This is a genomic window from Burkholderia sp. 9777_1386 (genome assembly GCF_015712265.1).
GTDB classification, from domain to species: domain Bacteria; phylum Pseudomonadota; class Gammaproteobacteria; order Burkholderiales; family Burkholderiaceae; genus Burkholderia; species Burkholderia cenocepacia.
In genome coordinates, this window is the sequence record NZ_JACCQB010000013.1 from 1 (window position 1) to 25301 (window position 25301).

Genomic DNA, 25301 nt, shown 5'->3' on the forward strand with positions numbered 1-25301 from the left:
GCCACCGCCACCGCCGTTACCATGGCCGCCGCCATTGCCGTGACCGCCGCCGTCACCATGGCCGCCGCCATTGCCGTGACCGCCGCCGTCACCATGGCCGCCACCGTTGCCGTGACCACCGTCACCATGGCCACCACCGTGGCCGTGACCGCCGCCATCACCGTCGCCATCGCCGTGGCCGCCACCATGGCCATGACCACCGCCGTCACCGTCGCCATCGCCGTGGCCGCCACCATGGCCGTGACCACCGCCATCACCATCGCCGCCACCACCGTGCCCACCGCCACCTGAGGTGCCGCCACCTGAAGTGCCACCGCCCGAAGTGCCGCCACCTGAGGTGCCTCCACCGGAATTGCCGCCACCTGAGGTGCCGCCGCCTGAAGTGCCACCGCCCGAAGTGCCTCCGCCCGAGGTGCCGCCACCTGAGGTGCCGCCACCGGAAGTACCACCACCGGAAGTACCACCACCGGAAGTGCCGCCACCCGAACCACCGTTACCCGACGCATTGCCTCCGCGGCCGGTGCCGCTCGTACTGCCTGAAGTTCCACCTGTCGTTCCACCGACACCGGCGGGTCCGACGGCCCCGTTCCCGTTATTTCCGCCGCTACCGGTCCCGTTGCCACTGCCATTACCGCTGCCGCTGCCGCTTCCATTCCCATTACCGCTGCCGCTCGCACCGGCCCCGCTGTTGCCGACGCCCCGGCCGGCATAAACGTGCACCGCGCACGCGGCCGGATTGGCGGCGCACGGCGAGGCATTCTCGACCAGCGTCATGATGGTGTCCGCGCTGGCGTTCGCGGCGGACGCGGTGTCGGGCGTGGTGTTTTGTGCGACGGCATACGAGCAGCAGCACGCAAACGCGGCCGCGGCCAGCAAGGTTGCACGAGGGCGCCGTCCCGCCGCGCGGAACGGTTGTTTCGTCTTATGCATCATGGCCTCCCCATGCGCGCGATGCCTCGTTGCCGCGCGACTATTCACGTGTGGTGCAGGGGGGCTTAAAAGATTCGTTGTCCTATCGTCAGCCGATGACCTCCTGGCCAGCGCTTGACGCTAGCCGCGAACGCGGATCGGCACGCGGGCCCGCCGTGCGCATCCCACTCTGCGAGATTCGTGCCATCGGCCGCGCGGGGCCGTGGCGCAAGGCGGGCGCAGTCGCGTGACCACGCATGCAACGTCGTTGGGGAGGGTTTTGTTTCCGGAATGAAACGTCGGGGCGTCGTTCAGCGCGCCGGCGCGTCGGCCGCGCGCTGCCAGCGGTGAAACAGGATCGACGCGATCCAGCAGACGAGGAACAGCGCGACGATGCCGTAGCCGATCGAGCCGAAGCGTTCGCCGAGCGCATCGAGCGTGTCGCGCACGGGGCCCGTCAGCGACAGCTTATCGGCCAGCAGTCCGGCTGCCTCGATCCCGCCGATCGCCAGCGCGACGGCCGCCGACACGAACGTGATGCTCGCGTTGTAGAGCAGCTTGCGCTGCGGATCGTCCATCGCCCAGCCGTATGCGTGAATCATCAGCACGTTGTCGGTCGAGTCGATCAGCGTCATGCCGGCCGTGAACAGCGCGGGAAACAGCATGACCGTATAGATCGGCAGCCCCTGGCTCGCCTGCGCGGCGGCAATCGCGAGCAGGCCGATTTCGGTTGCAGTATCGAAACCGAGCCCGAACAGCACGCCGACCGGGTACATGTGCCAGCTCTTCGACACGAACCGGAACAGCGGGCGCAGCAGCCGCGATACGAGGCCGGCGGGGCGATGATCATGCGCGCCGTCGTGCGCGGGCGCGGATACGCCGCGATAGCGTCGCCACACGTCGCGCAGGATCATCAGGTTCACGCACGCGAGCACCAGCAGGAACGTGGCCGATACCGCCGTGCCGATCGTGCCGCCGATATCGCGGAACGCATCGAACCGGTCGCGCAGCGCGAACGCGGTCAGCGCGATGCCGAGCGTCGCGGCGATCACGATCGTCGAATGGCCGAGCGAGAAGAACAGGCCGACGCTCACCGGACGCTGGCCGTCCTGCATCAGCTTGCGCGTCGCGACGTCGATCGCGGCGATGTGATCCGCGTCGACCGCGTGACGTAGCCCGAGCCCGTACGCGATCGCCGCGGTGCCGAGCAGCAGCGGATGATCGCGCAGCACCGCGAGCGCCCACAGCCAGACGGCGACGTTCGCGGCGATCAGGCCGGCATAGAGAGTCAGCAGGCGGCGCAGGGCAGGGGTGGGCGGCATCGGGCGGGTTCCATCGGACGAATCGCGATCCATTGTGGCACGCGAAAAAAATGTCCGGCGTGCCGATCAAAAAGCCGCGCACGCCGTGGTGCGCCGGATGAAAAAAAGGCCCGTCCGGAACCGGACGGGCCTTGCGTGCCTGCGACAGCGCGCGGGCGAACGGCGCTTACTTCGTCTTCGCGCTGATCACGCCTTCCGATACGTTGGCCGGCGTTTCCGCGTACTGCTTGAACTCCATCGTGTACGTCGCGCGGCCCTGCGTGGCCGAGCGCAGCGACGTCGAATAGCCGAACATCTCCGCGAGCGGCACTTCGGCGCGCACGAGCTTGCCGCCGCCGCCCGCGATGTCCTCCATCCCCTGCACGATGCCGCGCCGGCTGGACAGGTCGCCCATCACGTTGCCCATGAACTCCTCGGGCGTCTCGACCTCGACGGCCATCATCGGCTCGAGCAGCACCGGCTTCGCCTTGCGCATCGCTTCCTTGAACGCCATCGAGCCGGCCATCCGGAACGCATTTTCGTTCGAGTCGACGTCGTGGTACGAACCGAACGTCAGGTGCACCTTCACGTCGACGACCGGGTAGCCCGCGAGCACGCCGCTCTTCAGCGTCTCGGTGATGCCCTTGTCGACGGCCGGGATGAACTCGCGCGGAATCACGCCGCCCTTGATCTCGTCGAGGAACTCGTAGCCCTTGCCCGGGTTCGGCTCGAGCGTGATCACCGCATGACCGTACTGGCCGCGCCCGCCCGACTGCTTGACGAACTTGCCTTCGACGTCGGCCGCCGTCGTGCGCACCGTTTCGCGATACGCGACCTGCGGCTTGCCGACCGTCGCCTCGACGCCGAACTCGCGCTTCATCCGGTCGACCAGGATTTCGAGGTGGAGCTCGCCCATCCCCGAAATGATCGTCTGGCCGGACTCTTCGTCGGTCTGCACGCGGAACGACGGATCTTCCTGCGCGAGACGGTTCAGCGCGAGGCCCATCTTTTCCTGGTCGGCCTTCGTCTTCGGCTCGACGGCCTGCGAGATCACCGGTTCCGGGAATTCCATCTTTTCCAGGATGATCGGCTTGGCCGGATCGCACAGCGTGTCGCCGGTGGTCGCTTCCTTCAGACCGACGGCCGCCGCGATGTCGCCCGCGCGCACTTCCTTGATTTCCTTGCGCTCGTTCGCGTGCATCTGCAGGATCCGGCCGAGCCGCTCCTTCTTGTCCTTCGTCGCGTTGAGCACCGTGTCGCCCGACTCGACGACGCCCGAATACACGCGGAAGAAGATCAGCTGGCCGACGAACGGGTCGGTCATGATCTTGAACGCGAGCGACGAGAACGGCTCGTCATCGCTCGGATGACGTTCCGCCGGCTTTTCCGGATCGGCGAAGTCGTGGCCGAGGATCGCGGGCACGTCGACCGGCGACGGCAGGTAGTCGATCACCGCGTCGAGCATCGCCTGCACGCCCTTGTTCTTGAACGCGCTGCCGCACAGCATCGGCACGATCTCGTTCGCGATCGTGCGCTTGCGCAGCGCGGCCTTGATCTCGTCCTCGGTCAGCGATTCATGGTCGTGCAGATACTTCTCGAGCAGTTCCTCGCTCGCTTCGGCCGCGGCCTCGACCATCTTCTCGCGCCATTCGTGCGCGAGCTCGACGAGGTTCGCGGGGATGTCCTCGTAGGTGAACTTCACGCCCTGGCTTTCGTCGTCCCACACGATCGCCTTCATCTTCACGAGATCGACGACGCCCTGGAAATGGTCTTCCGCGCCGATCGGAATCTGGATCGGCACGGCGACGCCTTTCAGCCGCTCGCCGATCTGCTTCTGCACGCGGAAGAAGTCGGCGCCGATCCGGTCCATCTTGTTGACGAACGCGATGCGCGGCACCTTGTACTTGTTCGCCTGGCGCCACACGGTTTCCGATTGCGGCTGCACGCCGCCGACCGAGTCGTAGACCATGCACGCACCGTCGAGCACGCGCATCGAGCGCTCGACCTCGATCGTGAAGTCGACGTGCCCGGGCGTATCGATGATGTTGATCCGGTGTTCCGGATAGTTGCCGGCCATGCCCTTCCAGAAGGCGGTGGTCGCCGCCGACGTGATCGTGATGCCGCGTTCCTGCTCCTGCTCCATCCAGTCCATCGTGGCCGCGCCGTCGTGCACTTCACCGATCTTGTGGCTCACGCCGGTGTAAAACAGGATGCGCTCGGTCGTCGTGGTCTTGCCGGCATCGATGTGAGCGCTGATCCCGATATTTCGATAGCGCTCGATGGGGGTTTTGCGGGGCACGTGAACCTCCTGGTGGTTCGGATCGTAAGCGGGCCGTCTGATTGGGTGCCGGCCCGGGCTGGAACTAGCGAGATTTAAAGGATAGCGCTTGTCCGTGGCTTTTGCAGATGCGGGCAGCGGGTGCCGAATCAAGGCGGGCGCCGCCGGCGGGCGAAAAAAAACCGGCGCCCGACGACAAATGACGGGCGGCCGGCTTTCGGTCGGTGCGCGGCGCGGTGCCGCCGCGCGCGCCGGGGCGGTTACTGGGCCCGCGGCAGGCCGTCGAGCTTCATGCCGGGCTTGATGCCCTTCGCGGCGAACCAGCCCTTGCTCATTTCGAGCGCATAGACGCCGTTGTTGCGCGGGCAGTGGTTGTCGGTGGTTTCCGCGCGCATCTCGTCGATGTCGGTGATCGTGCCGTCGGCACGGATGAACGCGATCGACAGCGGAATCAGCGTGTTCTTCATCCAGAAGCAGTGCACGGCGTTCTCGTTGAAGACGAACAGCATGCCTTCGTTCGGCGCGAGCTGCGAACGGTACATCAGCCCCTGTTCGCGGTCGGCGTCGTTCGCGGCGACGGCCGCGTCGATCACGTACATGCCGGCGCGCAGCTTCACGCGCGGGAACTCGCTCGGCTGCTTGGCACCGGACGGCACTTGCGCGCCGGCGGCCTGCATGCCGAGCGCGAGGACGGCGAGCGCGGCGGGAAACACGGCGGCACGCGCAAGGCGGCCGAGCGACGGGCGCAGGGAGAAGTGCACAGCATGGCTCCTGTCTGGAAAACAAGACCCGCATGGTACGCGATGCGCGCCGGCGGGCACAAAAAAGAAAAAGGCAGATCGCCTTGCGGTGATCTGCCTTTCAACGCCGTAAGAACGGCAAGACTGCGTGTTCTTGACTGCGTTATTACAGCTTGCTTACTTAGTTCGAAGCAGCTGCCGGTGCTGCTGCGTCGCTTGCTGCAGCCTTCTTCGATGCCTTGTGGTGCTTCTTGGCAGCGTGGTGCTTCTTGGCAGCGTGCTTGGCCGGTGCCGAAGCAGCTTCTGCTGCTGCCGGAGCAGCTTCCGGAGCCGAAGCTTGTGCGAAAGCAGCCGTTGCGAAGAGGCCAGCGACCAGAGCGGCGATCAGTTTGTTCATGTTGTGTTCCTCAGCTTTAGTTAATTAACCAAATGACCCGGCAATAGGAGTCATGTCGTCTAACGGTGCCATCCACCTTTCGGTTGACAGACGCTTCGAGAAATTTCTCTTTGCGCTGCGGGCGCCGAATCGTATTCGAATAAAACGTCGCTTTCGTGACGCAAACACGGGTTCGGCTGCCAATGCCGGATAGCTAAGGTTGGCATCTGCGTGGTTTAACGCACGATCTCCGCAGGCGGTTGACGAAAAAGATGACGAAAAATTCGCGCGTCCCGGATGCGTCATCCGGCGGGCGCGAAACCGTCCCATGGCGCGCGCGGCGGCAGGGCAATTGTTTCGCCTGGCGCAATGCCGAGCGCGAATATATCGAGTGCGCCGATGCCGACGCGCACGAGGCGCAACGTCGGAAACCCGACGGCTGCCGTCATCCGGCGCACCTGCCGGTTCTTGCCCTCGGTGATCGCCAGCTCGATCCACGTGGTCGGAATCGCGGCGCGGTAGCGGATCGGCGGGTTGCGCGGCCACAGCGTGTCGGGTGGCTCGATGAATTCGGCGCGGCACGGGCGGGTCACGTAGTCGCCGAGGTCGACGCCGCGGGCGAGCGCCTTCAGGTCGGCCGGCCCGGGTGCGCCGTCGACCTGCGCCCAGTAGCGCTTCACCAGTTTGTGGCGCGGCTCCGCGATGCGCGCCTGCAGCGCGCCGTCGTCGGTGAGCAGCAGCAGCCCCTCGCTGTCCGCGTCGAGCCGGCCGGCTGCGTACACGCCGGGCGTTTTGACCCAGTCGCCGAGCGAGGGCCGCGTCTCGTGCGCGGAAAACTGGCAAATCGTGCCGAACGGCTTGTTGAGGGCGATGAGGTTCATGGCAGGGCGCCCGCCCGGCGCACCGCGGGAGGCGGGAGCGGGCGGTCTATGGCAAATGGCGGAATCTTAATGCATAATACGGAACGGCAAGTCCTCTGTCTTATATAAGACATAAGTGAGGTCTTGATACGCAGTGCCGCGGTTCACGCCGAAGTGCCCGGTTGGGGCGCTAGAATAGCGGCTCGCTGTTGCCGTCACGGGGTGGCCATGCCGCGCCCCCGCCGCGCGCGCAGCTTCGACCAGCATCACCTGCTCAGCCACGTCACTGGAGTCGATCATGCCGTATCAGCACATCAAGGTTCCGGAGGGCGGTGACAAGATCACCGTCAACAAGGACTTCTCGCTCAACGTTTCCGATCAGCCGATCATTCCCTATATCGAAGGCGACGGTACGGGCTTCGATATCACGCCGGTCATGATCAAGGTCGTCGACGCGGCGGTCGCGCACGCGTACAAGGGCAAGCGCAAGATCCACTGGATGGAGATCTTCGCGGGCGAGAAGGCGACCAAGGTGTACGGTCCGGACGTGTGGCTGCCGGACGAAACGCTGCAGGTCCTGAAGGAATACGTGGTGTCGATCAAGGGGCCGCTCACGACCCCGGTCGGCGGTGGCATCCGTTCGCTGAACGTCGCGCTGCGCCAGGAGCTCGATCTCTACGTGTGCCTGCGCCCCGTCCAGTACTTCAAGGGCGTGCCGTCGCCGGTGCGCGAACCGCAGAAGATCGACATGGTGATCTTCCGCGAGAACTCGGAAGACATCTACGCGGGCATCGAATGGGCCGCGGGCTCCGAGCAGGCGAAGAAGGTGATCAAGTTCCTGCAGGACGAGATGGGCGTGAAGAAGATCCGTTTCCCGGAAACCTCCGGGATCGGCGTGAAGCCCGTGTCGACGGAAGGCACCGAGCGGCTCGTGCGCAAGGCGATCCAGTACGCGATCGACAACGATCGCAAGTCGGTCACGCTGGTGCACAAGGGCAACATCATGAAGTTCACGGAAGGCCTGTTCCGTGACGCCGGCTACGCGCTCGCGCAGAAGGAATTCGGCGGCGAGCTGATCGACGGCGGCCCGTGGATGCGCGTGAAGAACCCGAAGACGGGTAACGAGATCGTGATCAAGGATTCGATCGCCGACGCGTTCCTGCAGCAGATCCTGCTGCGCCCGGCCGAATACGACGTGATCGCGACGCTGAACCTGAACGGCGACTACATCTCCGATGCGCTGGCCGCGCAGGTCGGCGGCATCGGGATCGCGCCGGGCGCGAACCTGTCGGATTCGGTCGCGATGTTCGAGGCGACGCACGGCACGGCGCCGAAGTACGCGGGCAAGGATTACGTGAACCCGGGTTCCGAGATCCTGTCGGCGGAAATGATGCTGCGCCACCTCGGCTGGACGGAAGCAGCCGACACGATCATCGCCGCGATGGAGAAGTCGATCCTGCAGAAGCGCGTCACGTACGACTTCGCGCGCCTGATGGAAGGCGCGACGCAGGTGTCGTGCTCCGGCTTCGGCGAAGTGTTGATCGAGAACATGTAAGACCCCTTCCGGGGTGGGCCGGCACGTTGCCGGCCGCCCCGGCGCTGACTGCCGGCGCCGGAGCGTTTCGTGGATGGCAGGTTTGTTGGCAGGGCGGTCCGGCATGCGGGCCGCGGCGCCGCGATGCGGCCCGCAAGCCCTGCAAGGTAGAACATGACGGCCCTCGCAACACCTCCGCCGGGCTGAGCCGGCGCACCCCTTTCGCGATCGACCCGGTCGCTCCCCGCCGGTTACCGCCGGCGCTCTTCAGTCCCACCATTACGTAGCAATGCTTTGACCACCATGTCCACTTCGCCCAAGATCATCTACACCCTCACCGACGAAGCGCCGGCGCTCGCGACCTATTCGCTGCTGCCGATCGTCAAGGCCTTCACGCGTTCGTCCGGCGTCGCCGTCGAAACGCGCGACATCTCGCTCGCCGGCCGCATCATCGCGGCATTCGCAGACGTCCTGCCGTCGGAGCAGAAGGGTTCCGACGATCTGGCCGAGCTGGGCCAGCTCACGCTGAAGCCGGAAGCGAACATCATCAAGCTGCCGAACATCAGCGCATCGGTGCCGCAGCTGAAGGCCGCGATCGCCGAACTGCAGGCGCAGGGCTACGCGCTGCCGGCCTATCCGGAAGATCCGTCGACGGACGAAGAGAAGGCCGTCAAGGCGCGCTACGACAAGATCAAGGGCAGCGCGGTGAACCCGGTGCTGCGCGAAGGCAACTCCGACCGCCGCGCGCCGCTGTCGGTCAAGAACTACGCACGCAAGCATCCGCACAAGATGGGCGCGTGGAAGTCCACGTCGAAGGCCCACGTCGCGCACATGAGCGAAGGCGACTTCTACGGCAGCGAGAAGTCGGCGCTGATCGCCGAGGCCGGCAGCGTGAAGATCGAACTCACGACGACCGACGGCGCGAAGAAGGTGCTGAAGGAAAAGACGGCCGTGAAGGCCGGTGAAGTGATCGACGCATCGGTGATGAGCCGCAACGCGCTGCGCAGCTTCATCGAAGCGCAGATCGCCGACGCGAAGGCGCAGGACGTGCTGTTCTCGGTGCACCTGAAGGCGACCATGATGAAGGTCTCGGACCCGATCCTGTTCGGTCACTTCGTGTCGGTGTTCTACCGCGACGCGCTCACGAAGCACGCGGACGTGCTGGCGAAGGCCGGCTTCAATCCGAACAACGGGATCGGCGACCTGTACGCGCGCCTGAAGGACCTGCCGGCCGACACGCGCGAAGCGATCGAGGCCGACGTCAAGGCCGAGTACGCGGTGCGCCCGCGCCTCGCGATGGTCAACTCGGACAAGGGCATCACGAACCTGCACGTGCCGAGCGACGTGATCGTTGATGCATCGATGCCGGCGATGATCCGCGATTCGGGCGGCATGTGGGGCCCGGACGGTCAACTGTACGACGCGAAGGCCGTGATTCCGGACCGCTGCTACGCAGGCGTGTACCAGGCCGTGATCGAGGACTGCAAGCAGCACGGCGCGTTCGATCCGGTCACGATGGGCAGCGTGCCGAACGTCGGCCTGATGGCGCAGGCGGCCGAAGAATACGGTTCGCACGACAAGACGTTCCAGATCCCGGCGGACGGCGTCGTGCGCGTCACCGACGAAGCCGGCAACGTGCTGCTCGAGCACGCGGTCGAGGCGGGCGACATCTGGCGCATGTGCCAGACGAAGGACGCACCGGTGCAGGACTGGGTCAAGCTCGCGGTCAACCGCGCCCGCGCGACCGGCGCCCCGGCCGTGTTCTGGCTCGATCCGGCGCGCGCGCACGATGCGCAGATCATCGCGAAGGTCGAACGCTACCTGAAGGATCACGACACGAACGGCCTCGACATCCGGATCATGACGCCGGTCGACGCCACGCGTTTCTCGCTCGAGCGCATCCGCGCGGGCAAGGACACGATCTCGGTCACCGGCAACGTGCTGCGCGATTACCTGACCGACCTGTTCCCGATCATGGAACTCGGCACCAGCGCGAAGATGCTGTCGATCGTGCCGCTGATGGCCGGCGGCGGGATGTTCGAAACGGGGGCGGGCGGCTCCGCGCCGAAGCACGTGCAGCAGTTCGTCGAGGAAGGCTTCCTGCGCTGGGATTCGCTCGGCGAATTCCTTGCGCTGGCCGCGTCGCTCGAGCACCTCGGCAACGCGTACCAGAACCCGAAGGCGCTCGTGCTCGCGAAGACGCTCGACCAGGCAACCGGCAAGTTCCTGGACGAGAACAAGTCGCCGGCGCGCAAGGTCGGCGGCCTCGACAACCGCGGCAGCCACTTCTACCTGTGCCTGTACTGGGCGCAGGCATTGGCCGAGCAGACCGAGGACGCCGCGCTGAAGGCGCAGTTCGAGGGCGTGGCGAAGGCGCTGTCCGACAACGAAGCGCGCATCCTGGAGGAACTGGCGGCCGCGCAGGGCAAGCCGCAGGCGATCGGCGGCTACTACCGTCCGAACGTCGACCTGACGAGCCAGGCCATGCGCCCGAGCGCGACGCTGAACGGCATCGTCGACGCGGTCGCCTGACGCCGGGCGCGCACTCGCGCGAGCCGATGCGCGTGTCGACGCGGCGCGGTCAGCCGTTCGCCGCCCGACATCCAATGAAAACGCCCCGGTCGCCCGGGGCGTTTTTCGTTGCAGGCGTGCCATTCAGACGTGGACGATTTCCCATTCGGCGATTTCGTGCGGCACTTCGAGCGTCGCGGTGTCGAGTTCGGACAGTTGCTCGCAGTCGCCGCGGGAGATGTGGTCGGCCGCCACTTCGGGGCACGAGAATGCGCCGAGCAGGGCGTTGCCGAACGTCGCTTCCCAGCCGCCGTTACCCGGCAGGATGTAGAACGACCCGAGCGCTGAACCAAAGCGAAATCCCTTCATTTCCGTTCTCCCTTTCTGATGACGAGCGATTCTGTTGTGCCGCCTGCCGGCTCGGCCGGCGGTGGCCCGACTGGCTGCCTGCGCCGCGTTCCGTGTCGGACCGTCGTGGCGAAGCGTCAGTGCATGGAACAAAGTCTACGTCCGCGACCCGCCCGGATGGTGCATGTAGAACGGCTTCTCGAAACAAAAATTCTCTTTTAAAAACAAATAATTATTTCGATCGTTTTGTATTGCGGAACGTTTTTCGGCATCGCGAAACGGGAAATTTGTGCCCTGCACCACGAATTTTTATAACGCAGTGACTTGTTCCGCATCGTGAAAAATCAACGGGTTTGCGGATCGTCGATGCAGCGGGTGGAAACGTGGGGGCGGGCGCAACGCGCATGGGACGGCGGACGAGGAGCGACCGCTGGCGAGGCGCCGCTCGGCGATGCCAAGCGTGGCGCCGCATCCGGCACGGTGGCGATGCTCGCTGCGGCGTATCGCCGCCCGCCCGGCGACGGCGTTTTCCGATCCGGCCCTGCGGTTATGATGACGCGACCGCCGCGGCTGTCGCGCGGCGCTGCATGAACAACGAGGATCGATTGATGAGACGGAGAACTTTCCTGTCGCGTGCCGTCGGTGTCGCGGCCGCATCGCTGTTCGCGCGCACCGCGTGGGCGCAGCATGCCGGTCACGCGGGCATGGCCGGCATGGATGCGATGGACGACATGCCGGGCATGTCGGGGATGTCGGCGCACGCGCAGCACGGCCAGCCCGCGCCGGCCGCGCTGGCGGCCGCCGACGCGCTGCCGGCCGGCGCGCCGCTCGCGACGTTGCGCACGCTGGCCAACGAAAGCCGCGAGCCCGGCACGTTCCGGGCCACGCTGGTTGCTCAACCGGTGGCGCGACCGCTGCTGCACGGCGCGCGGCCGACCTTGTTCTGGCAGTTCGGCGCGGGCACGCAAGGCCCCGTCGTCGGCCCCCTGATCGACGTGCGCGAGGGCGATACGGTCGAGATCAGGTTCGTCAACAAGCTGCCGCAGCCGTCGACGATTCACTGGCACGGCTTGCCTGTGCCGCCCGACCAGGACGGCAATCCGTCCGATCCCGTCGCGCCCGGCGGGTCGCGCGTGTATCGCTTCACGCTGCCGAAGGGCAGCGCCGGTACCTATTGGTACCACCCGCATCCGCACATGATGACCGCCGAGCAGGTGTTCCGCGGGCTGGCGGGCCCGTTCGTCGTGCGCGCCGCGGACGATCCGCTTGCCGGCTGGCCCGAGCGCCACTTGTTCGTGTCGGACCTGAAGCTTGCACGCGACGGCACGATTGCGCCGAACGACATGATGGACTGGATGAACGGCCGTGAAGGCCAGTTCGTGCTGGTCAACGGCGCGCGCCGGCCGCGCATCGACGTCGCGGGTGACGAACGCTGGCGGGTCTGGAACGCGTGCAGCGCGCGCTACCTGCGCATCAAGTTCGACGACGGCCGCGCGTTCGAGCACGTGGGCACCGACGGCGGGTTGTTCGACGCGCCGCGGCGCGTGACGTCGCTGCTGATCGCGCCGGGCGAGCGCGCGGAACTGCTGGTGCGTGCCGGCGACCGCGCGTCGCGCGCGGTGCTGCAGGCGGCCGAGTACGACCGCCGCAAGATGGCGATGTCGCACGACGACGGCCACGGCAGCCTGCCGCCCGATCCGGCGCTGGCGCTGGCCGATGTCGCGTTCGCGCCCGCCGAGGCCCGCGCGCTGCCTGCCACGTTGCGCGCGGTGGCGCCGCTGGGCGAACCGGTGGCGCACAAGACGGTCGCGTTCGGCGAGGAAATGGACATGGACGCGATGATGAAGGGCGCGGCGCACGGCCGGCCGGCGGGCATGCGCTTCACGATCAACGGCGACACCTACGCGCCGCACCGTGCGACGCTGACGAGCCGGCGCGGCGACGTCGAGCGCTGGGAGATCCGCAATACGACGGACATGGACCATCCGTTCCATCTGCACGGCACGCAGTTCCAGGTGATCGAGCGGGCGTCGGCCGGTTCGCGCACGAGCGAACCGTTCCGCGCGTGGCGCGATACCGTGAACGTGCGCAGCGGTGAAACCGTGTCGATTCTGGTCACCCAAGACATGCCCGGCGAGCGCATGTTTCACTGCCACATTCTCGAACACGAGGATCTCGGGATGATGGGGACGCTGAAGGTCGTGTAACGAAGCCGCGAAACTGTTTCACGTGCGGATTCGATATCCGATCTGCATGCGTGACAAGACAATGCGTGTTCAATTATCGGGATTGAACGAAAAGGCCGGCCAATCGATTATCGATTGGCCGGCCACAAAAAAAGAAACCCGGCGCATTTGCGCCGGGTTTCTTCGTCAGATATCCGATGCCTTATACGGCCTGGATGTTCGACGCTTGCTTGCCCTTCGGCCCTTGGACGACGTCAAAGCTCACCTTCTGGCCTTCCTTCAGCGTCTTGAAGCCATTCATGGTGATAGCCGAGAAGTGCGCAAACAGATCCTCACCGCCCTCATCGGGAGTGATGAAACCGAAGCCCTTCGCGTCGTTGAACCACTTAACGATACCAGTTGCCATTTCCTACTTCCCCTGTCACACAGTCGCTGCTACTTACCACGAGCACGCTCGAAAAGCTAAACGACCGGAAAATGCAGCCGTTCCCCCCTCACAAGCTCACCTCGGCCTCTTTCGTTTCGCCAACCGGCAAATTGAAAAAAGTGCCAGCTTGATTGTTGGCGCTCTTTATTGGAGTGTCAAGTGGAATTTTTAGACGTTTAGAGGGTCGTTGTAAAGAACCCATTTTCAGGGTTTTTCCGGCTTTGCTTTGCAGCATGCGGCCAAGCGCGGGGGCTTGAAAAGCCGCATAATCGGCTCATATACCAGGCTCGAGTGACACGCGTTCGAGTCGTCCCGGCTTGTGGGATACTGGATGCGGACACGACGTTCCGGTGCGATTCCCCCTGACGGTTCGTGTTCCGCGCCATGCGTGAAAGCCGGCACCGCAGCCGGCTTTCGTATGGCGCGAAGACGAGCGCGTGTTCCGGGATACCGGGGAGGGCGCCGGCCGGTCGGTCGGGTAATGGCAGGATTGCGGGCCTGTCCGAGTTGTTTAGAATGGGTGTATGGCGATTATCCCGGACAAGCAGGACAGTACCGTCCTGGAACGCAAGCAGCAGAAGCTCAAGCCGCCTTCGATGTACAAGGTGGTGCTGCTCAACGACGACTTCACGCCGATGGAGTTCGTCGTGATGGTGGTCCAGGAGTATTTCAAGAAGGATCGCGAGACGGCCACGCAGATCATGCTGAAGGTCCATCGCGAAGGGCGAGGGGTTTGTGGGGTCTATACGCGGGACATCGCGTCGACCAAGGTTGAGCAAGTCGTTACCCATGCGCGGCAGGCAGGGCATCCGCTGCAGTGCGTGATGGAGGAAGCATGATTGCCCAGGAATTGGAAGTCAGCCTGCACATGGCGTTCATGGAAGCACGCCAGGCGCGCCATGAGTTCATTACGGTCGAGCATCTGCTGCTGGCCCTGCTGGATAATCCGACGGCAGCCGAGGTGTTGCGCGCGTGCGCGGCCAACATCGAGGACCTGCGTCAGAACCTGCGCAATTTCATCCACGACAACACACCTACCGTCCCGGGCACCGACGATGTCGATACCCAGCCGACGCTCGGTTTCCAGCGTGTGATCCAGCGCGCGATCATGCACGTCCAGTCGACGTCGAACGGCAAGAAGGAAGTCACCGGCGCGAACGTGCTGGTCGCGATCTTCGGCGAGAAGGATTCGCACGCCGTGTACTACCTGCAGCAGCAGGGCGTCACGCGCCTCGACGTGGTGAACTTCATTTCGCACGGCATCGCGAAGACGAACAACGGCGAAGCCGCGAAGTCGACCGACGCGAACGCGGAAAGCGAAGACGCGAATGCGCAGAAGGAAACGCCGCTCGCGCAGTTCACGCAGAACCTGAACCAGATGGCGAAGGACGGCCGCATCGATCCGCTGATCGGTCGCGAGCCCGAGGTCGAGCGCGTCGTGCAGGTGCTGTGCCGTCGCCGCAAGAACAACCCGCTGCTCGTCGGCGAAGCCGGCGTCGGCAAGACCGCGATCGCCGAAGGGCTCGCGTATCGGATCACGCGCGGCGAAGTGCCGGACATCCTCGCGAACGCGCAGGTGTACTCGCTCGACATGGGCGCGCTGCTCGCGGGCACCAAGTATCGCGGCGATTTCGAGCAGCGCCTGAAGACGGTGCTCAAAGAGCTGAAGGAGCGCCCGCACGCGATCCTGTTCATCGACGAAATCCATACGCTGATCGGCGCGGGCGCCGCGTCGGGCGGCACGCTCGATGCGTCGAACCTGCTGAAGCCGGCGTTGTCGTCGGGCACGCTCAAGTGCATCGGCGCGACGACGTTCACCGAATATCGCGGCATCTTCGAAAAGGATGCGGCGCTGTCGCGGCGCTTCCAGAAGGTCGACGTGACGGAGCCGAGCGTCGAGCAGACGGTCGCGATCCTGCGCGGGCTGAAGTCGCGCTTCGAGGAGCATCACGGCGTCAAGTATTCGTCGGGCGCCCTGTCGGCCGCGGCCGAGCTGTCGGCACGCTTCATCACCGACCGTCACCTGCCGGACAAGGCGATCGACGTGATCGACGAGGCGGGCGCCGCGCAGCGCATCCTGCCGAAGTCGAAGCAGAAGAAGACGATCGGCAAGAGCGAGATCGAGGAAATCATCTCGAAGATCGCGCGCGTGCCGGCGCAAAGCGTGTCGCAGGACGATCGCAGCAAGCTGCAGACGCTCGACCGCGACCTGAAGAGCGTCGTGTTCGGCCAGGATCCGGCGATCGACGCGCTCGCGGCCTCGATCAAGATGGCGCGTGCGGGCCTCGGCAAGATGGACAAGCCGATCGGCGCGTTCCTGTTCTCCGGCCCGACGGGCGTCGGCAAGACCGAAGTGGCGCGCCAGCTCGCGTTCACGCTCGGCATCGAGCTGATCCGCTTCGACATGTCGGAATACATGGAGCGTCACGCGGTGAGCCGGTTGATCGGCGCGCCGCCGGGCTACGTCGGGTTCGACCAGGGCGGCCTGCTGACCGAAGCCGTCACGAAGAAGCCGCATTGCGTGCTGCTGCTCGACGAAATCGAGAAGGCGCATCCGGACATCTTCAACGTGCTGCTGCAGGTGATGGACCACGGCACGCTGACGGACAACAACGGCCGCAAGGCGGATTTCCGCAACGTCATCATCATCATGACGACGAACGCGGGCGCCGAGTCGATGCAGAAGGCGACGATCGGTTTCACGACGCGCCGCGAAACGGGTGACGAGATGACCGACATCAAGCGCCTGTTCACGCCGGAGTTCCGCAACCGCCTGGATGCGATCATCAGCTTCCGCTCGCTCGATGAGGAGATCATCATGCGCGTGGTCGACAAGTTCCTGATCCAGCTCGAGGAACAGCTGCACGAGAAGAAGGTCGACGCGCTCTTCACCGACGCGTTGCGCAAGCATCTCGCGAAGCACGGCTTCGACCCGCTGATGGGCGCGCGGCCGATGCAGCGGCTGATCCAGGACACGATCCGGCGTGCGCTGGCCGACGAACTGCTGTTCGGCAAGCTCCTCAACGGCGGCCACGTGACGGTCGACGTCGACGAAAGCGACAAGGTGCAGTTGTCGTTCGACAAGCTGGCGAATCCGCCGCACAAGCCGAACGAAGAGACGGTCGAAGTCGAGTAAGCGATAATTCGTTGTTCATGCGAACGGCGCGGGAAGGTCTCCGCGCCGTTTCGTTTTATCCGGCGCCGGCGGCGCGATGGTGGTGCAGGGGAGTGGTAACGCAGTGACACAACAACAACGGTCGTTCGACGCTATCGTCGCGCGCGAACAAGGGTTGCGCCACGCGCTGACGTCGGGGCAGATGGCGATGATCGCGATCGGCGGCGCGATCGGCACGGGGCTGTTCCTCGGCAGCGGGTTCGCGATCGGGCTCGCCGGCCCGAGCGTGCTGGTTTCCTATGCGATCGGCGCGCTGATCGCGCTGGTGCTGATGGGCGCGCTCGCGGAAATGACCGTCGCGCATCCGACGGCCGGCTCGTTCGGCGCGTATGCCGAGCATTACGTCGGCCCGCTCGCGGGCTTCCTGGTGCGCTATGCGTACTGGTTCGCGGTCGTGTTCGCGATCGGCACCGAGATCAGCGCGATCGCGGTGTTCATGAAGTACTGGTTCCCGGCGGTGCCCGGCTGGTACTGGGTGATCGGCTTCTCCGCGCTGCTGATCGCGGTGAACCTCGCGAGCGTCACGCTGTACGGCACGGTCGAATACGCGTTCTCGCTGCTGAAGATCGCGGCGATCGTCGTGTTCATCGTGCTCGGCGCCTATCTCGTGTGGGCGGCGCCGGCCGCGTCGGGCATCGGTTTCGCGAACTACACCGCGCACGGCGGCTTCATGCCGAAGGGACCGTGGGGCACCTGGGTCGCGGTGATCGTCGCGATCTTCAGCTACATGAGCATCGAAGCCGTCGCGATCGCGGCCGGCGAAGCGCGCGATCCGCAGCACGCGGTCACGCGCGCATTCCGCTCGACCGTGTTCCGGCTCGTGCTGTTCTACCTGCTGACGCTGTCGCTGATGCTCGCGATCGTCCCGTGGACGCAGGCCGGCACCGACGAAAGCCCGTTCGTGAAGGTGATGGCCGCGACGCACGTGCCGTATGCGGCCGGCGTGATCAATTTCGTGCTGCTGATCGCGGCGCTGTCGGCGATGAACAGCCAGCTCTACGTGACGACGCGGATGATGTTCAGCCTGTCGCGCGCGCGCCTCGCGCCCGCGGCGTTCGGCCGGCTCGGCGCGAACGGCGTGCCGCGCGCGGCGCTGTGGATCTCGACGAGCGGCGTCGCGGTGGCGGCCGTGCTGGTCGCGGTGGCGCCCGACACCGCGTTCACCGTGATGATGGCGATCGCGATGTTCGGCGCGCTGTTCACGTGGCTGATGATCTTCGTCACGCACTTGCGGTTCCGCTCGCAGTATCGCGGCCCCGCACTCGCATTCCGGATGTGGGGGCACCCGTTCGGCAGCCTGCTCGGCGCGGGGCTCGTCGCGGCGATCCTGCTGACGACCGCCTTCACGCGCGAATTCCGGATGACGATGGTGGTCGGCGTCGTGTTCGTCGTGCTGCTGACGCTCGCCTACGCACTGCATTACCGGCACCAGAACGCGCGCTGACCGCGCCGGGGCGGCCGCCCACGCCGTTCTCCAGTCGCTAAGGTTCCGTTAAGCGAGCGGCGACTACATTCGATCCTGTCTGCAATGCGTGCCGGTCCGCACCGGCACGCCGCTTCCTGCAAAAAGGGGTTCGAATGAACAAACTTCCCGAAATCACGCTCGCGTTCTGGATCATGAAGATCTGTGCGACGACGCTCGGCGAGACCGGCGGCGATCTGCTGTCGATGACGCTGAACGTCGGCTACGCGGTCAGCTCGATCCTGCTGTTCGGTTTCTTTCTCGTGACGCTGGGCGCCCAGCTCAGGACGACGCGCTATCGCCCGGCGATCTACTGGGCGGTGATCGTCGCGACGAGCACGGCCGGCACGACGATGTCCGATTTCATGGATCGCACGCTCGGCCTCGGCTATGCGGCCGGCTCGTCGATCCTCGTCGCGATCCTGCTGGCGATCTTCGCGGTCTGGCGCGTCAGCGGCGAATCGCTGTCGGTCGACCTGATCCGTACACGCAAGGTCGAGCTGCTCTACTGGATCGCGATCCTGTTCTCGAACACGCTCGGTACCGCGCTCGGCGACTTCCTCGCGGACAGCTCGGGGCTCGGCTTCGGCGGCGGCGCATTGCTGATCGGCGGCCTGCTCGCGGCGATCGTGCTCGCGCACTACTTCACGCGCCTCTCCGGCGTGCTGCTGTTCTGGGCCGCGTTCGTGCTCACGCGGCCGTTCGGCGCGACGGTCGGCGACCTGCTGACGAAGCCGGTCGCGAAGGGCGGCCTCGCGCTCGGCACGGTCGGCTCGTCGGTGGTGCTGTCGGGCGTGCTGGTCGCGATGGTCGCCTATGCGAGCATCACGCAGGCGCGGCGTCGCGAACCGGTGCCCGCGCGGATCGCGCAACCAGCCGGCAAGTGACGGGTGCGCGCCAAAGAAAAGGGGCCGCGAGGCCCCTTTTTCGTGCTGCGTGGCTCAGGTTCAGTGGCGGCCGGTGCTGCCGAAGCCGCCTTCGCCGCGATCGCTCTCGGTGAATTCGTCGACGATATTGAACTGCGCCTGCACGACCGGCACGATCACGAGCTGCGCGAGGCGTTCGAACGGGTTCAGCACGAACTCGGTCTGACCGCGGTTCCATGTCGAGACCATCAACTGGCCCTGGTAGTCGGAGTCGATCAGGCCGACGAGGTTGCCGAGCACGATCCCGTGCTTGTGGCCGAGGCCCGAGCGCGGCAGGATCAGCGCCGCATAGCCGGGGTCCGCAAGGTGGATCGCGAGGCCCGTCGGCACGAGCGTGGTCTCGCCCGGCTGCAGCGCGACCGGTGCGTCGAGGCACGCGCGCAGGTCGAGGCCCGCGCTGCCGGTGGTCGCGTAGGCGGGCAGGTAGTCGCGCATGCGCGCGTCGAGGATCTTCAGGTCGAGTTTCATGCGGTCGTCGAATCGGTCGGGAAGGGCGCAGCGGCACGCGCCGCCGCGCGGGTGATCAGATCAGGCGGTTGTCGGGCAGGCGCTTCGCGATTTCCGCGACGAGCGCATGCGCGAGTTCGTCTTTGGGCGCGCGGGGCAGGCGCGTGAGGCCGGCGGCCTCGAACAGCACGACTTCGTTGTCGTCGCGGCCGAACGTCAGCGGGCCGAGGTTGCCGACGAGCAGCGGCACGTTCTTGCGCTTGCGCTTCTCGTCGCCGTGCACGTCGAGGTCGCCGCTTTCGGCCGCGAAGCCGACGCAGAACGGCGCATCGGGCAGCGCCGCGACCGACGCGAGGATGTCGGGATTCTCGACGAACGCGAGCGCCGGCATCTTGCGGTCGGCCGTCTTCTTCATCTTCTGCTCGGCCGGCTGGTCGACGCGCCAGTCGGCGACCGCGGCCACCGCGATGAAGATGTCGGCATCGGCGACCGCATGCATCACCGCGTCGTACATCTGCTGCGCGGTCTGCACGTCCTGGCGGTACACGCCCCACGGCGTGTCGAGCGCGACCGGCCCGGCGACCAGATGGACGTCGGCGCCGGCCTGTTGCGCGGCGCGCGCGAGCGCGAAACCCATCTTGCCGCTGGAGCGGTTCGTCAGGCCGCGCACCGGATCGAGCGGTTCGAACGTCGGGCCGGCCGTGATCAGCACGCGCCGGTGCGCGAGCACCTTCGGCGCGAAGTGCGCGACGATCGCCTCATAGATCGCCTCGGGCTCGAGCATGCGGCCGTCGCCGACTTCGCCGCACGCCTGCGCGCCCGAATCCGGGCCGAGCACCGACACGCCGTCCGCGCGCAGTTGCGCGGCGTTGCGTTGCGTGGCCGGGTTCTGCCACATCTGGCGGTTCATCGCGGGGACGACCAGCAGCGGACAGTCGCGCGCGACGCACAGCGTCGACAGCAGATCGTCCGCGAACCCGTGCGCGAGCTTCGCGAGGAAATCCGTCGACGCGGGCGCGATCACGATCGCGTCGGCTTCGCGCGACAGGTCGATGTGCGCCATGTTGTTGTCGATGCGCGCGTCCCACTGGCTCGTATAGACGGGCCGGCCCGACAGCGCCTGCATCGTGACGGGCGTGATGAACTGGGTGGCGGCGTCGGTCATCGCGACCTGCACGGTCGCGCCGGCCTTCACGAGCAGCCGCGTGAGCTCGGCGATCTTGTAGCAGGCGATGCCGCCCGTCAGGCCGAGAACGAGGTGTTTTCCTGCGAGTTCTGCGTGTGCCAACTCAGGCCTCCTGGGGTCAAACGGAACGGCCGGCGCGAAGCCGGCCGTCGACACGGAGTATGCGCGCTCAGCGCGAACCGCGCACGCGCCGCAGCTCGTCGTAGATCAGCAGCACCGCGCCGATCGTGATCGCGGAATCGGCAAGGTTGAACGCCGGGAAGTGCCACGCGCCGAGATGGAAATCGAGGAAGTCGATCACGTGACCGTAGACCAGCCGGTCGATCACGTTGCCGAGCGCGCCGCCGAGGATCAGCGCGAGCGACACGCTGAACAGCCGCTGGTGGCCGTGGCGCTTCAGCAGGAAGCAGATCACGAGCGTCGCGCCGACGCCGAGCGCGGTGAACGCCCAGCGCTGCCAGCCGCTCGCGGTCGACAGGAAGCCGAACGCGGCGCCGCGGTTGTACACCAGCACGAGGTTGAAGAACGACGTCAGCGCATGCTGCGCGCCGTACGCGAACGTTTTCAGGATCGCGATCTTCGACAGCTGGTCGAACAGGATCACGATCAGCGAAATGCCGAGCCAGGGCGCGAGCGCGCCGCTGGCCGGTTTCGACAGGGTCTTCGCCATATTTACGCAGCGCTCCGGATTTCGCCGTTTTCAAACAGGTTCGAGAAGCAGCGGCCGCACAGCGTCGGATGCTCGGCGTGCGCGCCGACATCTTCGCGGTAGTGCCAGCAGCGCTCGCACTTCTGGTACTTCGACGCGGCCACGTCGACGCTTTCCTGCGCTTCGTCGTCGACCTTGACGACCGTCGCGGCCGACGTGATCAGCACGAACTTCAGGTCGTCGCCGAGGCTCGTCAGCGCGTCGTAGCGCGCGCCGCTCGCATGGACGGTGACTTCGGCCTGCAGCGACGAACCGATGCGGTTCGCGGTGCGCGCTTCCTCGAGCGCCTTCGTCACGTTGCCGCGCACGTCGCGCAGCAGCGCCCACTTGTCGATCAGCGCGGCCGAGCCGGCGACTTCCGGATACGCATAGTAGGTCTCCGTGAAGATCGTGTCGCTCGCCGGCTGGAACACCTTCCACGCTTCTTCCGCCGTGAACGACAGGAACGGCGCGAGCACGCGCAGCAAGCCGTGCGTCAGGTGGTACAGCGCGGTCTGCGCGGAGCGGCGCGCGCGCGAATCGGCGGCGCTCGTGTACAGGCGATCCTTCAGCACGTCGAGGTAGAAGCCGCCGAGGTCTTCCGAGCAGTACGTCTGCAGCTTCGCGACGACCGGGTGGAATTCGTACTTCTCGTAGTGGCCGAGCAGTTCCGTCTGCAGTTGCTGCGAGAACGCGACCGCATAGCGGTCGATCTCGAGCCATTCGTCGACCGGCACCGCGTGCTGCGCGAAGTCGAAGTCCGACAGGTTCGCGAGCAGGAAGCGCAGCGTGTTGCGGATGCGGCGATAGCCTTCGGTCACGCGCTTCAGGATTTCCTCGGAAATCGCGAGCTCGCCCGAGTAGTCGGTCGACGCGATCCACAGGCGGATGATTTCCGCGCCGAGGCGGTTCGCGACTTCATGCGGGTCGATGCCGTTGCCGAGCGACTTGCTCATCTTGCGGCCTTCGCCGTCGACCGTGAAGCCGTGCGTGAGCAGGCCCTTGTACGGCGCGCGGCCATCGATCATCGAGGCCGTCAGCAGCGACGAGTGGAACCAGCCGCGATGCTGGTCCGAGCCTTCGAGGTACAAGTCGGCCGGGAACTGCAGCTGATCCTTGTGCGAGCCGCGCAGCACGTGCCAGTGCGTCGTGCCCGAGTCGAACCACACGTCGAGTGTGTCGCGGTTCTTTTCGTACAGGTTCGCGTCGTCGCCGATCAGCTCGCGCGGGTCGAGCGATTGCCACGCCTCGATACCCGACTGCTCGACGCGCTTCGCGACTTCCTCGAGCAGCTCGAGCGTGCGCGGGTGCAGCTCGCCGGTTTCCTTGTGCACGAAGAACGCCATCGGCACGCCCCACTGGCGCTGGCGCGACAGCGTCCAGTCCGGACGGTTCGCGATCATGCTGAACAGGCGCTGCTTGCCCCACGACGGGTAGAACGCGGTCGCGTCGACGCCTTCGAGCGCCGTTTCGCGCAGCGTCTTGCCGCCGTCTCGCGGCGTCACGTCCATGCCGGCGAACCATTGCGACGTCGCGCGGTAGATGATCGGCGTCTTGTGGCGCCAGCAGTGCATGTAGCTGTGCGTGTACTTCTCGCTGCGCAGCAGCGAGCCGGCCGCGTTCAGCGCGTCGACGATCTTCGGGTTCGCATCCCAGATCGACAGGCCGCCGAACAGCGGCAGCGATTCGATATAGCGGCCGTCGCCCATCACCGGGTTGATGAAGTCGGAATCGGTCATCCCGTGCGCCTTGCACGACATGAAGTCCTCGATACCGTACGCGGGCGACGAGTGCACGACGCCGGTACCGGTGTCGGTCGTCACGTAGTCGCCGAGGTAGACGGGCGCGGTGCGCTTGTAGCCGGGGTGGGCCGATGCGAGCGGGTGGTGGAAGCGCAGGTTCGCGAGCTTCACGCCGGGTGTGGTCGCGATGATGCGGCCCGTCAGCTTGAAGTCGCTCATGCAGGCTTCGACGCGCTCTTCCGCGATGATCAGCAGCCCGCGCTCGGTGTCGACCAGCGCGTAGACGATTTCCGGATGGAGGTTCAGCGCCTGGTTGGCGGGAATCGTCCACGGCGTGGTGGTCCAGATCACGATGCCGCCGTCGGCGCGCGGCAGCGCCGGCAGGCCGAACGCCTGCGCGGTCTTTTCCGGTTCCGCGAACGCGAACATCACGTCGATCGTCGGATCGGTGCGGTCCTTGTACTCGACTTCCGCTTCCGCGAGCGCCGAGCCGCAGTCGAAGCACCAGTTCACCGGCTTCAGCCCGCGGTACACGTAGCCCTTCTCGATGATCTTGCCGAGCGCGCGGATTTCTTCCGCCTCGTTCACGAAGTTCATCGTCTTGTACGGATTCGCCCAGTCGCCGAGCACGCCGAGGCGCTTGAAGCCGACCTTCTGCTTCTCGATCTGCTCGGTCGCGTATGCGCGCGCCTTGCTCATCACTTCGGCCGCCGGCAGCGACTTGCCGAACTGCTTCTCGATCTGGATCTCGATCGGCATCCCGTGGCAATCCCAGCCCGGCACGTACGGCGCGTCGAAGCCGGCCATGTTGCGCGACTTGACGACGATGTCCTTCAGGATCTTGTTGACCGCATGGCCGAGGTGGATGTCGCCGTTCGCATACGGCGGGCCGTCGTGCAGGATGAACTTCGGCCGGCCCTGGCTGGCCGCGCGGATCTTGTCGTAGATGCCGCGCTCTTCCCACTCCTTGACCCACTGCGGCTCGCGCTTGGGCAGGTCGCCACGCATCGGGAACGGCGTGTCGAGCAGGTTGACCGGATACTTGGCCTGCGGTTTCGAATCGGCTTTCTTGTTGCTCATGATGGGATCGCTATCTCAATCGGGGGACGCTCGGGCGTCGTGAATCGGGGATGCGCGCGAGAGGGCGGCGCGAGGGGGGCGGCGCCCGCGCGCCGCCGTCCGGATCAGCTAATTCGGTCGGTAGCCGACGTCGCGAAGCCCGTCGCGCGGCTGCCCGGCGCACGGTCGCGTTCGATGAAGTACGCGCGCGCATTCGCGACGTCCAGCGCGATCGCGCGCGACAGCGCCTCGAGATCGTCGAACTTCGCCTCGTCGCGCAGCTTCTTCAGGAATTCGACACGGATCAGCTTGCCGTACGCATCGCCGTGCCAGTCGAGCAGGTGAACTTCGAGCAGCACGCGGCCCGAATCGTCGACGGTCGGGCGCAGCCCGAGGCTCGCGACGCCCGGCAGTGGCTCGGGGCCGAGGCCGTGCACCTGCACGACGAAGATGCCCGCGAGCGCCGGCCGCTTGTGCGCGATCGGCAGGTTCAGCGTCGGGAAGCCGAGATCGCGGCCGAGCTTCAGCCCGTGCGCGACGTGGCCGCTGATCGCGTAGCCGTGGCCGAGCGCCTGCGCGGCCGCGTCGAGATCGCCCGCGGCGAGCGCCGCGCGCACGCCGGAGCTGGAAATGCGCGTGCCGTCGCTGCCGGCCACCGTGCCCATCTGCTCGACCTCGAAGCCGTGCTGCTCGCCGGCCGCCTTCAGCGTGTCGAAGGTGCCCGCGCGCTTCGCGCCGTAGCAGAAATCGTCGCCGACCATCATCCAGCGCGTATGCAGCCCGTTCACCAGCGTGCGCTCGACGAACGCCTGCGGCGACTGGCTCGCGAAGGTGTGGTTGAAGTGCTCGACGACGACGCGGTCGACACCGTGATCGCGCAGCGCTTCGAGCTTGTCGCGCAGCATCGCGATGCGCGGCGGCGCGCCGGCCGGATTGAAGAATTCGCGCGGGTGCGGCTCGAACGTCATCACGCACACGGGCAGGCCGCGCGCGTCCGCTGCCGCGCGCACGCGCGCGAGCAGGGCCTGGTGGCCGCGATGGACACCGTCGAAGTTGCCGATCGTCAGCGCGCACGGGGCGCGGCTCTCGGCGTTGGGCAGGCCGCGGAAGACTTTCACGATAGCGGATGCAGCGTCGGGGGAATGG

At 66.1% G+C, this 25301-nt stretch carries 21 protein-coding genes; 8 read left to right on the forward strand and 13 right to left on the reverse strand.

The window, feature by feature from the left end; genetic code table 11:
* Positions 1-291: hypothetical protein (locus H0X91_RS12695; protein ID WP_179109032.1), on the forward strand; the 291-nt coding region annotated here is incomplete at its 5' end.
* 929 nt (positions 292-1220) lie between these two features.
* On the opposite strand, the gene H0X91_RS12700 is transcribed toward H0X91_RS12695, so the two are convergent.
* The 5 genes from H0X91_RS12700 to H0X91_RS12720 form a co-directional block, all read right to left on the reverse strand.
* Positions 1221-2231 (reverse strand): HoxN/HupN/NixA family nickel/cobalt transporter, encoded by a 1011-nt coding sequence (locus tag H0X91_RS12700; RefSeq protein ID WP_034201438.1) that lies wholly within the window; start codon positions 2229-2231, stop codon positions 1221-1223.
* A gap of 166 nt (positions 2232-2397) precedes the next feature.
* Positions 2398-4509 (reverse strand): elongation factor G, encoded by a 2112-nt coding sequence (gene fusA / locus H0X91_RS12705; RefSeq protein ID WP_006496147.1) that lies wholly within the window; start codon positions 4507-4509, stop codon positions 2398-2400.
* Between the two features lie 239 nt (positions 4510-4748).
* On the reverse strand, positions 4749-5249 hold the full coding sequence (locus H0X91_RS12710; RefSeq protein ID WP_006496146.1) for a DUF192 domain-containing protein: 501 nt from the start codon (positions 5247-5249) through the stop codon (positions 4749-4751).
* Positions 5250-5409: 160 nt separating this feature from the next.
* Positions 5410-5625, reverse strand: a complete 216-nt coding sequence (locus H0X91_RS12715; protein WP_011352970.1) for a hypothetical protein — start codon at positions 5623-5625, stop codon at positions 5410-5412.
* A gap of 281 nt (positions 5626-5906) precedes the next feature.
* Entirely contained in the window at positions 5907-6485 is a 579-nt protein-coding gene (locus H0X91_RS12720) for a pseudouridine synthase (RefSeq protein ID WP_006490892.1), read from the reverse strand.
* Between the two features lie 277 nt (positions 6486-6762).
* Here H0X91_RS12720 and icd point away from each other — a divergent pair, with 277 nt between their 5' ends.
* Together icd and H0X91_RS12730 are read left to right on the forward strand one after the other, a co-directional pair.
* The gene (gene icd, locus H0X91_RS12725; protein ID WP_006478026.1) at positions 6763-8019 is read left to right on the forward strand and encodes an NADP-dependent isocitrate dehydrogenase; all 1257 of its coding nucleotides are present in this window, start codon (positions 6763-6765) and stop codon (positions 8017-8019) included.
* 282 nt (positions 8020-8301) lie between these two features.
* Entirely contained in the window at positions 8302-10530 is a 2229-nt protein-coding gene (locus H0X91_RS12730) for an NADP-dependent isocitrate dehydrogenase (RefSeq protein WP_048984425.1), read from the forward strand.
* A 123-nt stretch (positions 10531-10653) separates the two neighbouring features.
* On the opposite strand, the gene H0X91_RS12735 is transcribed toward H0X91_RS12730, so the two are convergent.
* Complete coding sequence (locus tag H0X91_RS12735; protein ID WP_006490888.1) at positions 10654-10878, reverse strand: hypothetical protein; 225 nt, start codon at positions 10876-10878, stop codon at positions 10654-10656.
* A 587-nt stretch (positions 10879-11465) separates the two neighbouring features.
* On the opposite strand from H0X91_RS12735, the gene H0X91_RS12740 reads away from it, so the two are divergent.
* A complete protein-coding gene (locus H0X91_RS12740) occupies positions 11466-13064 on the forward strand; it encodes a multicopper oxidase family protein (protein ID WP_080324362.1) in 1599 nt (532 codons plus the stop codon).
* A 181-nt stretch (positions 13065-13245) separates the two neighbouring features.
* Here H0X91_RS12740 and H0X91_RS12745 read toward each other — a convergent pair whose 3' ends face one another.
* Positions 13246-13449 carry a cold-shock protein gene (locus H0X91_RS12745; RefSeq protein ID WP_006488945.1) on the reverse strand — a complete coding sequence of 68 codons (204 nt, stop codon included), beginning with the start codon at positions 13447-13449 and terminating at the stop codon, positions 13246-13248.
* A gap of 88 nt (positions 13450-13537) precedes the next feature.
* Positions 13538-13705 carry a hypothetical protein gene (locus tag H0X91_RS12750; RefSeq protein WP_153260047.1) on the reverse strand — a complete coding sequence of 56 codons (168 nt, stop codon included), beginning with the start codon at positions 13703-13705 and terminating at the stop codon, positions 13538-13540.
* Positions 13706-13994: 289 nt separating this feature from the next.
* On the opposite strand from H0X91_RS12750, the gene clpS reads away from it, so the two are divergent.
* The 4 genes from clpS (at position 13995) to H0X91_RS12770 (ending at position 18994) form a co-directional block, all read left to right on the forward strand.
* The gene (clpS, locus tag H0X91_RS12755; RefSeq protein WP_006398529.1) at positions 13995-14309 is read left to right on the forward strand and encodes an ATP-dependent Clp protease adapter ClpS; all 315 of its coding nucleotides are present in this window, start codon (positions 13995-13997) and stop codon (positions 14307-14309) included.
* On the forward strand, positions 14306-16606 hold the full coding sequence (gene clpA / locus H0X91_RS12760; RefSeq protein ID WP_006496143.1) for an ATP-dependent Clp protease ATP-binding subunit ClpA: 2301 nt from the start codon (positions 14306-14308) through the stop codon (positions 16604-16606). The genes clpS and clpA overlap by 4 nt, the downstream gene beginning before the upstream one ends.
* Positions 16607-16709: 103 nt before the next feature.
* Positions 16710-18089: an amino acid permease gene (locus tag H0X91_RS12765; RefSeq protein WP_080330740.1), complete on the forward strand. Its 1380-nt coding sequence runs from the start codon at positions 16710-16712 to the stop codon at positions 18087-18089.
* A gap of 134 nt (positions 18090-18223) precedes the next feature.
* Positions 18224-18994: a COG4705 family protein gene (locus H0X91_RS12770; protein WP_006496142.1), complete on the forward strand. Its 771-nt coding sequence runs from the start codon at positions 18224-18226 to the stop codon at positions 18992-18994.
* A 60-nt stretch (positions 18995-19054) separates the two neighbouring features.
* On the opposite strand, the gene dut is transcribed toward H0X91_RS12770, so the two are convergent.
* From dut to H0X91_RS12795, 5 genes are all read right to left on the reverse strand, one after another.
* A complete protein-coding gene (gene dut / locus H0X91_RS12775) occupies positions 19055-19501 on the reverse strand; it encodes a dUTP diphosphatase (RefSeq protein ID WP_124632976.1) in 447 nt (148 codons plus the stop codon).
* 55 nt (positions 19502-19556) lie between these two features.
* Complete coding sequence (coaBC, locus tag H0X91_RS12780; protein ID WP_048984467.1) at positions 19557-20768, reverse strand: bifunctional phosphopantothenoylcysteine decarboxylase/phosphopantothenate--cysteine ligase CoaBC; 1212 nt, start codon at positions 20766-20768, stop codon at positions 19557-19559.
* A gap of 67 nt (positions 20769-20835) precedes the next feature.
* Positions 20836-21336 (reverse strand): signal peptidase II, encoded by a 501-nt coding sequence (lspA, locus tag H0X91_RS12785; RefSeq protein ID WP_006488949.1) that lies wholly within the window; start codon positions 21334-21336, stop codon positions 20836-20838.
* Between the two features lie 2 nt (positions 21337-21338).
* Positions 21339-24176: an isoleucine--tRNA ligase gene (gene ileS, locus H0X91_RS12790; protein WP_006488953.1), complete on the reverse strand. Its 2838-nt coding sequence runs from the start codon at positions 24174-24176 to the stop codon at positions 21339-21341.
* Positions 24177-24280: 104 nt separating this feature from the next.
* Positions 24281-25273 carry a bifunctional riboflavin kinase/FAD synthetase gene (locus H0X91_RS12795; protein WP_006488971.1) on the reverse strand — a complete coding sequence of 331 codons (993 nt, stop codon included), beginning with the start codon at positions 25271-25273 and terminating at the stop codon, positions 24281-24283.
* Positions 25274-25301 lie beyond the last annotated feature (28 nt).

What these genes read in the sequence shown, in the direction of transcription:
- H0X91_RS12700 (WP_034201438.1), bottom strand. Translation starts at nt 2,231, where the DNA reads ATGCCGCCCACCCCTGCCCTGCGCCGCCTGCTGACTCTCTATGCCGGC.
- H0X91_RS12715 (WP_011352970.1), bottom strand. Translation starts at nt 5,625, where the DNA reads ATGAACAAACTGATCGCCGCTCTGGTCGCTGGCCTCTTCGCAACGGCT.
- H0X91_RS12720 (WP_006490892.1), bottom strand. Translation starts at nt 6,485, where the DNA reads ATGAACCTCATCGCCCTCAACAAGCCGTTCGGCACGATTTGCCAGTTT.
- icd (WP_006478026.1), top strand. Translation starts at nt 6,763, where the DNA reads ATGCCGTATCAGCACATCAAGGTTCCGGAGGGCGGTGACAAGATCACC.
- H0X91_RS12730 (WP_048984425.1), top strand. Translation starts at nt 8,302, where the DNA reads ATGTCCACTTCGCCCAAGATCATCTACACCCTCACCGACGAAGCGCCG.
- H0X91_RS12735 (WP_006490888.1), bottom strand. Translation starts at nt 10,878, where the DNA reads ATGAAGGGATTTCGCTTTGGTTCAGCGCTCGGGTCGTTCTACATCCTG.
- H0X91_RS12740 (WP_080324362.1), top strand. Translation starts at nt 11,466, where the DNA reads ATGAGACGGAGAACTTTCCTGTCGCGTGCCGTCGGTGTCGCGGCCGCA.
- H0X91_RS12745 (WP_006488945.1), bottom strand. Translation starts at nt 13,449, where the DNA reads ATGGCAACTGGTATCGTTAAGTGGTTCAACGACGCGAAGGGCTTCGGT.
- H0X91_RS12750 (WP_153260047.1), bottom strand. Translation starts at nt 13,705, where the DNA reads ATGCTGCAAAGCAAAGCCGGAAAAACCCTGAAAATGGGTTCTTTACAA.
- clpS (WP_006398529.1), top strand. Translation starts at nt 13,995, where the DNA reads ATGGCGATTATCCCGGACAAGCAGGACAGTACCGTCCTGGAACGCAAG.
- clpA (WP_006496143.1), top strand. Translation starts at nt 14,306, where the DNA reads ATGATTGCCCAGGAATTGGAAGTCAGCCTGCACATGGCGTTCATGGAA.
- H0X91_RS12770 (WP_006496142.1), top strand. Translation starts at nt 18,224, where the DNA reads ATGAACAAACTTCCCGAAATCACGCTCGCGTTCTGGATCATGAAGATC.
- dut (WP_124632976.1), bottom strand. Translation starts at nt 19,501, where the DNA reads ATGAAACTCGACCTGAAGATCCTCGACGCGCGCATGCGCGACTACCTG.
- lspA (WP_006488949.1), bottom strand. Translation starts at nt 21,336, where the DNA reads ATGGCGAAGACCCTGTCGAAACCGGCCAGCGGCGCGCTCGCGCCCTGG.
- ileS (WP_006488953.1), bottom strand. Translation starts at nt 24,176, where the DNA reads ATGAGCAACAAGAAAGCCGATTCGAAACCGCAGGCCAAGTATCCGGTC.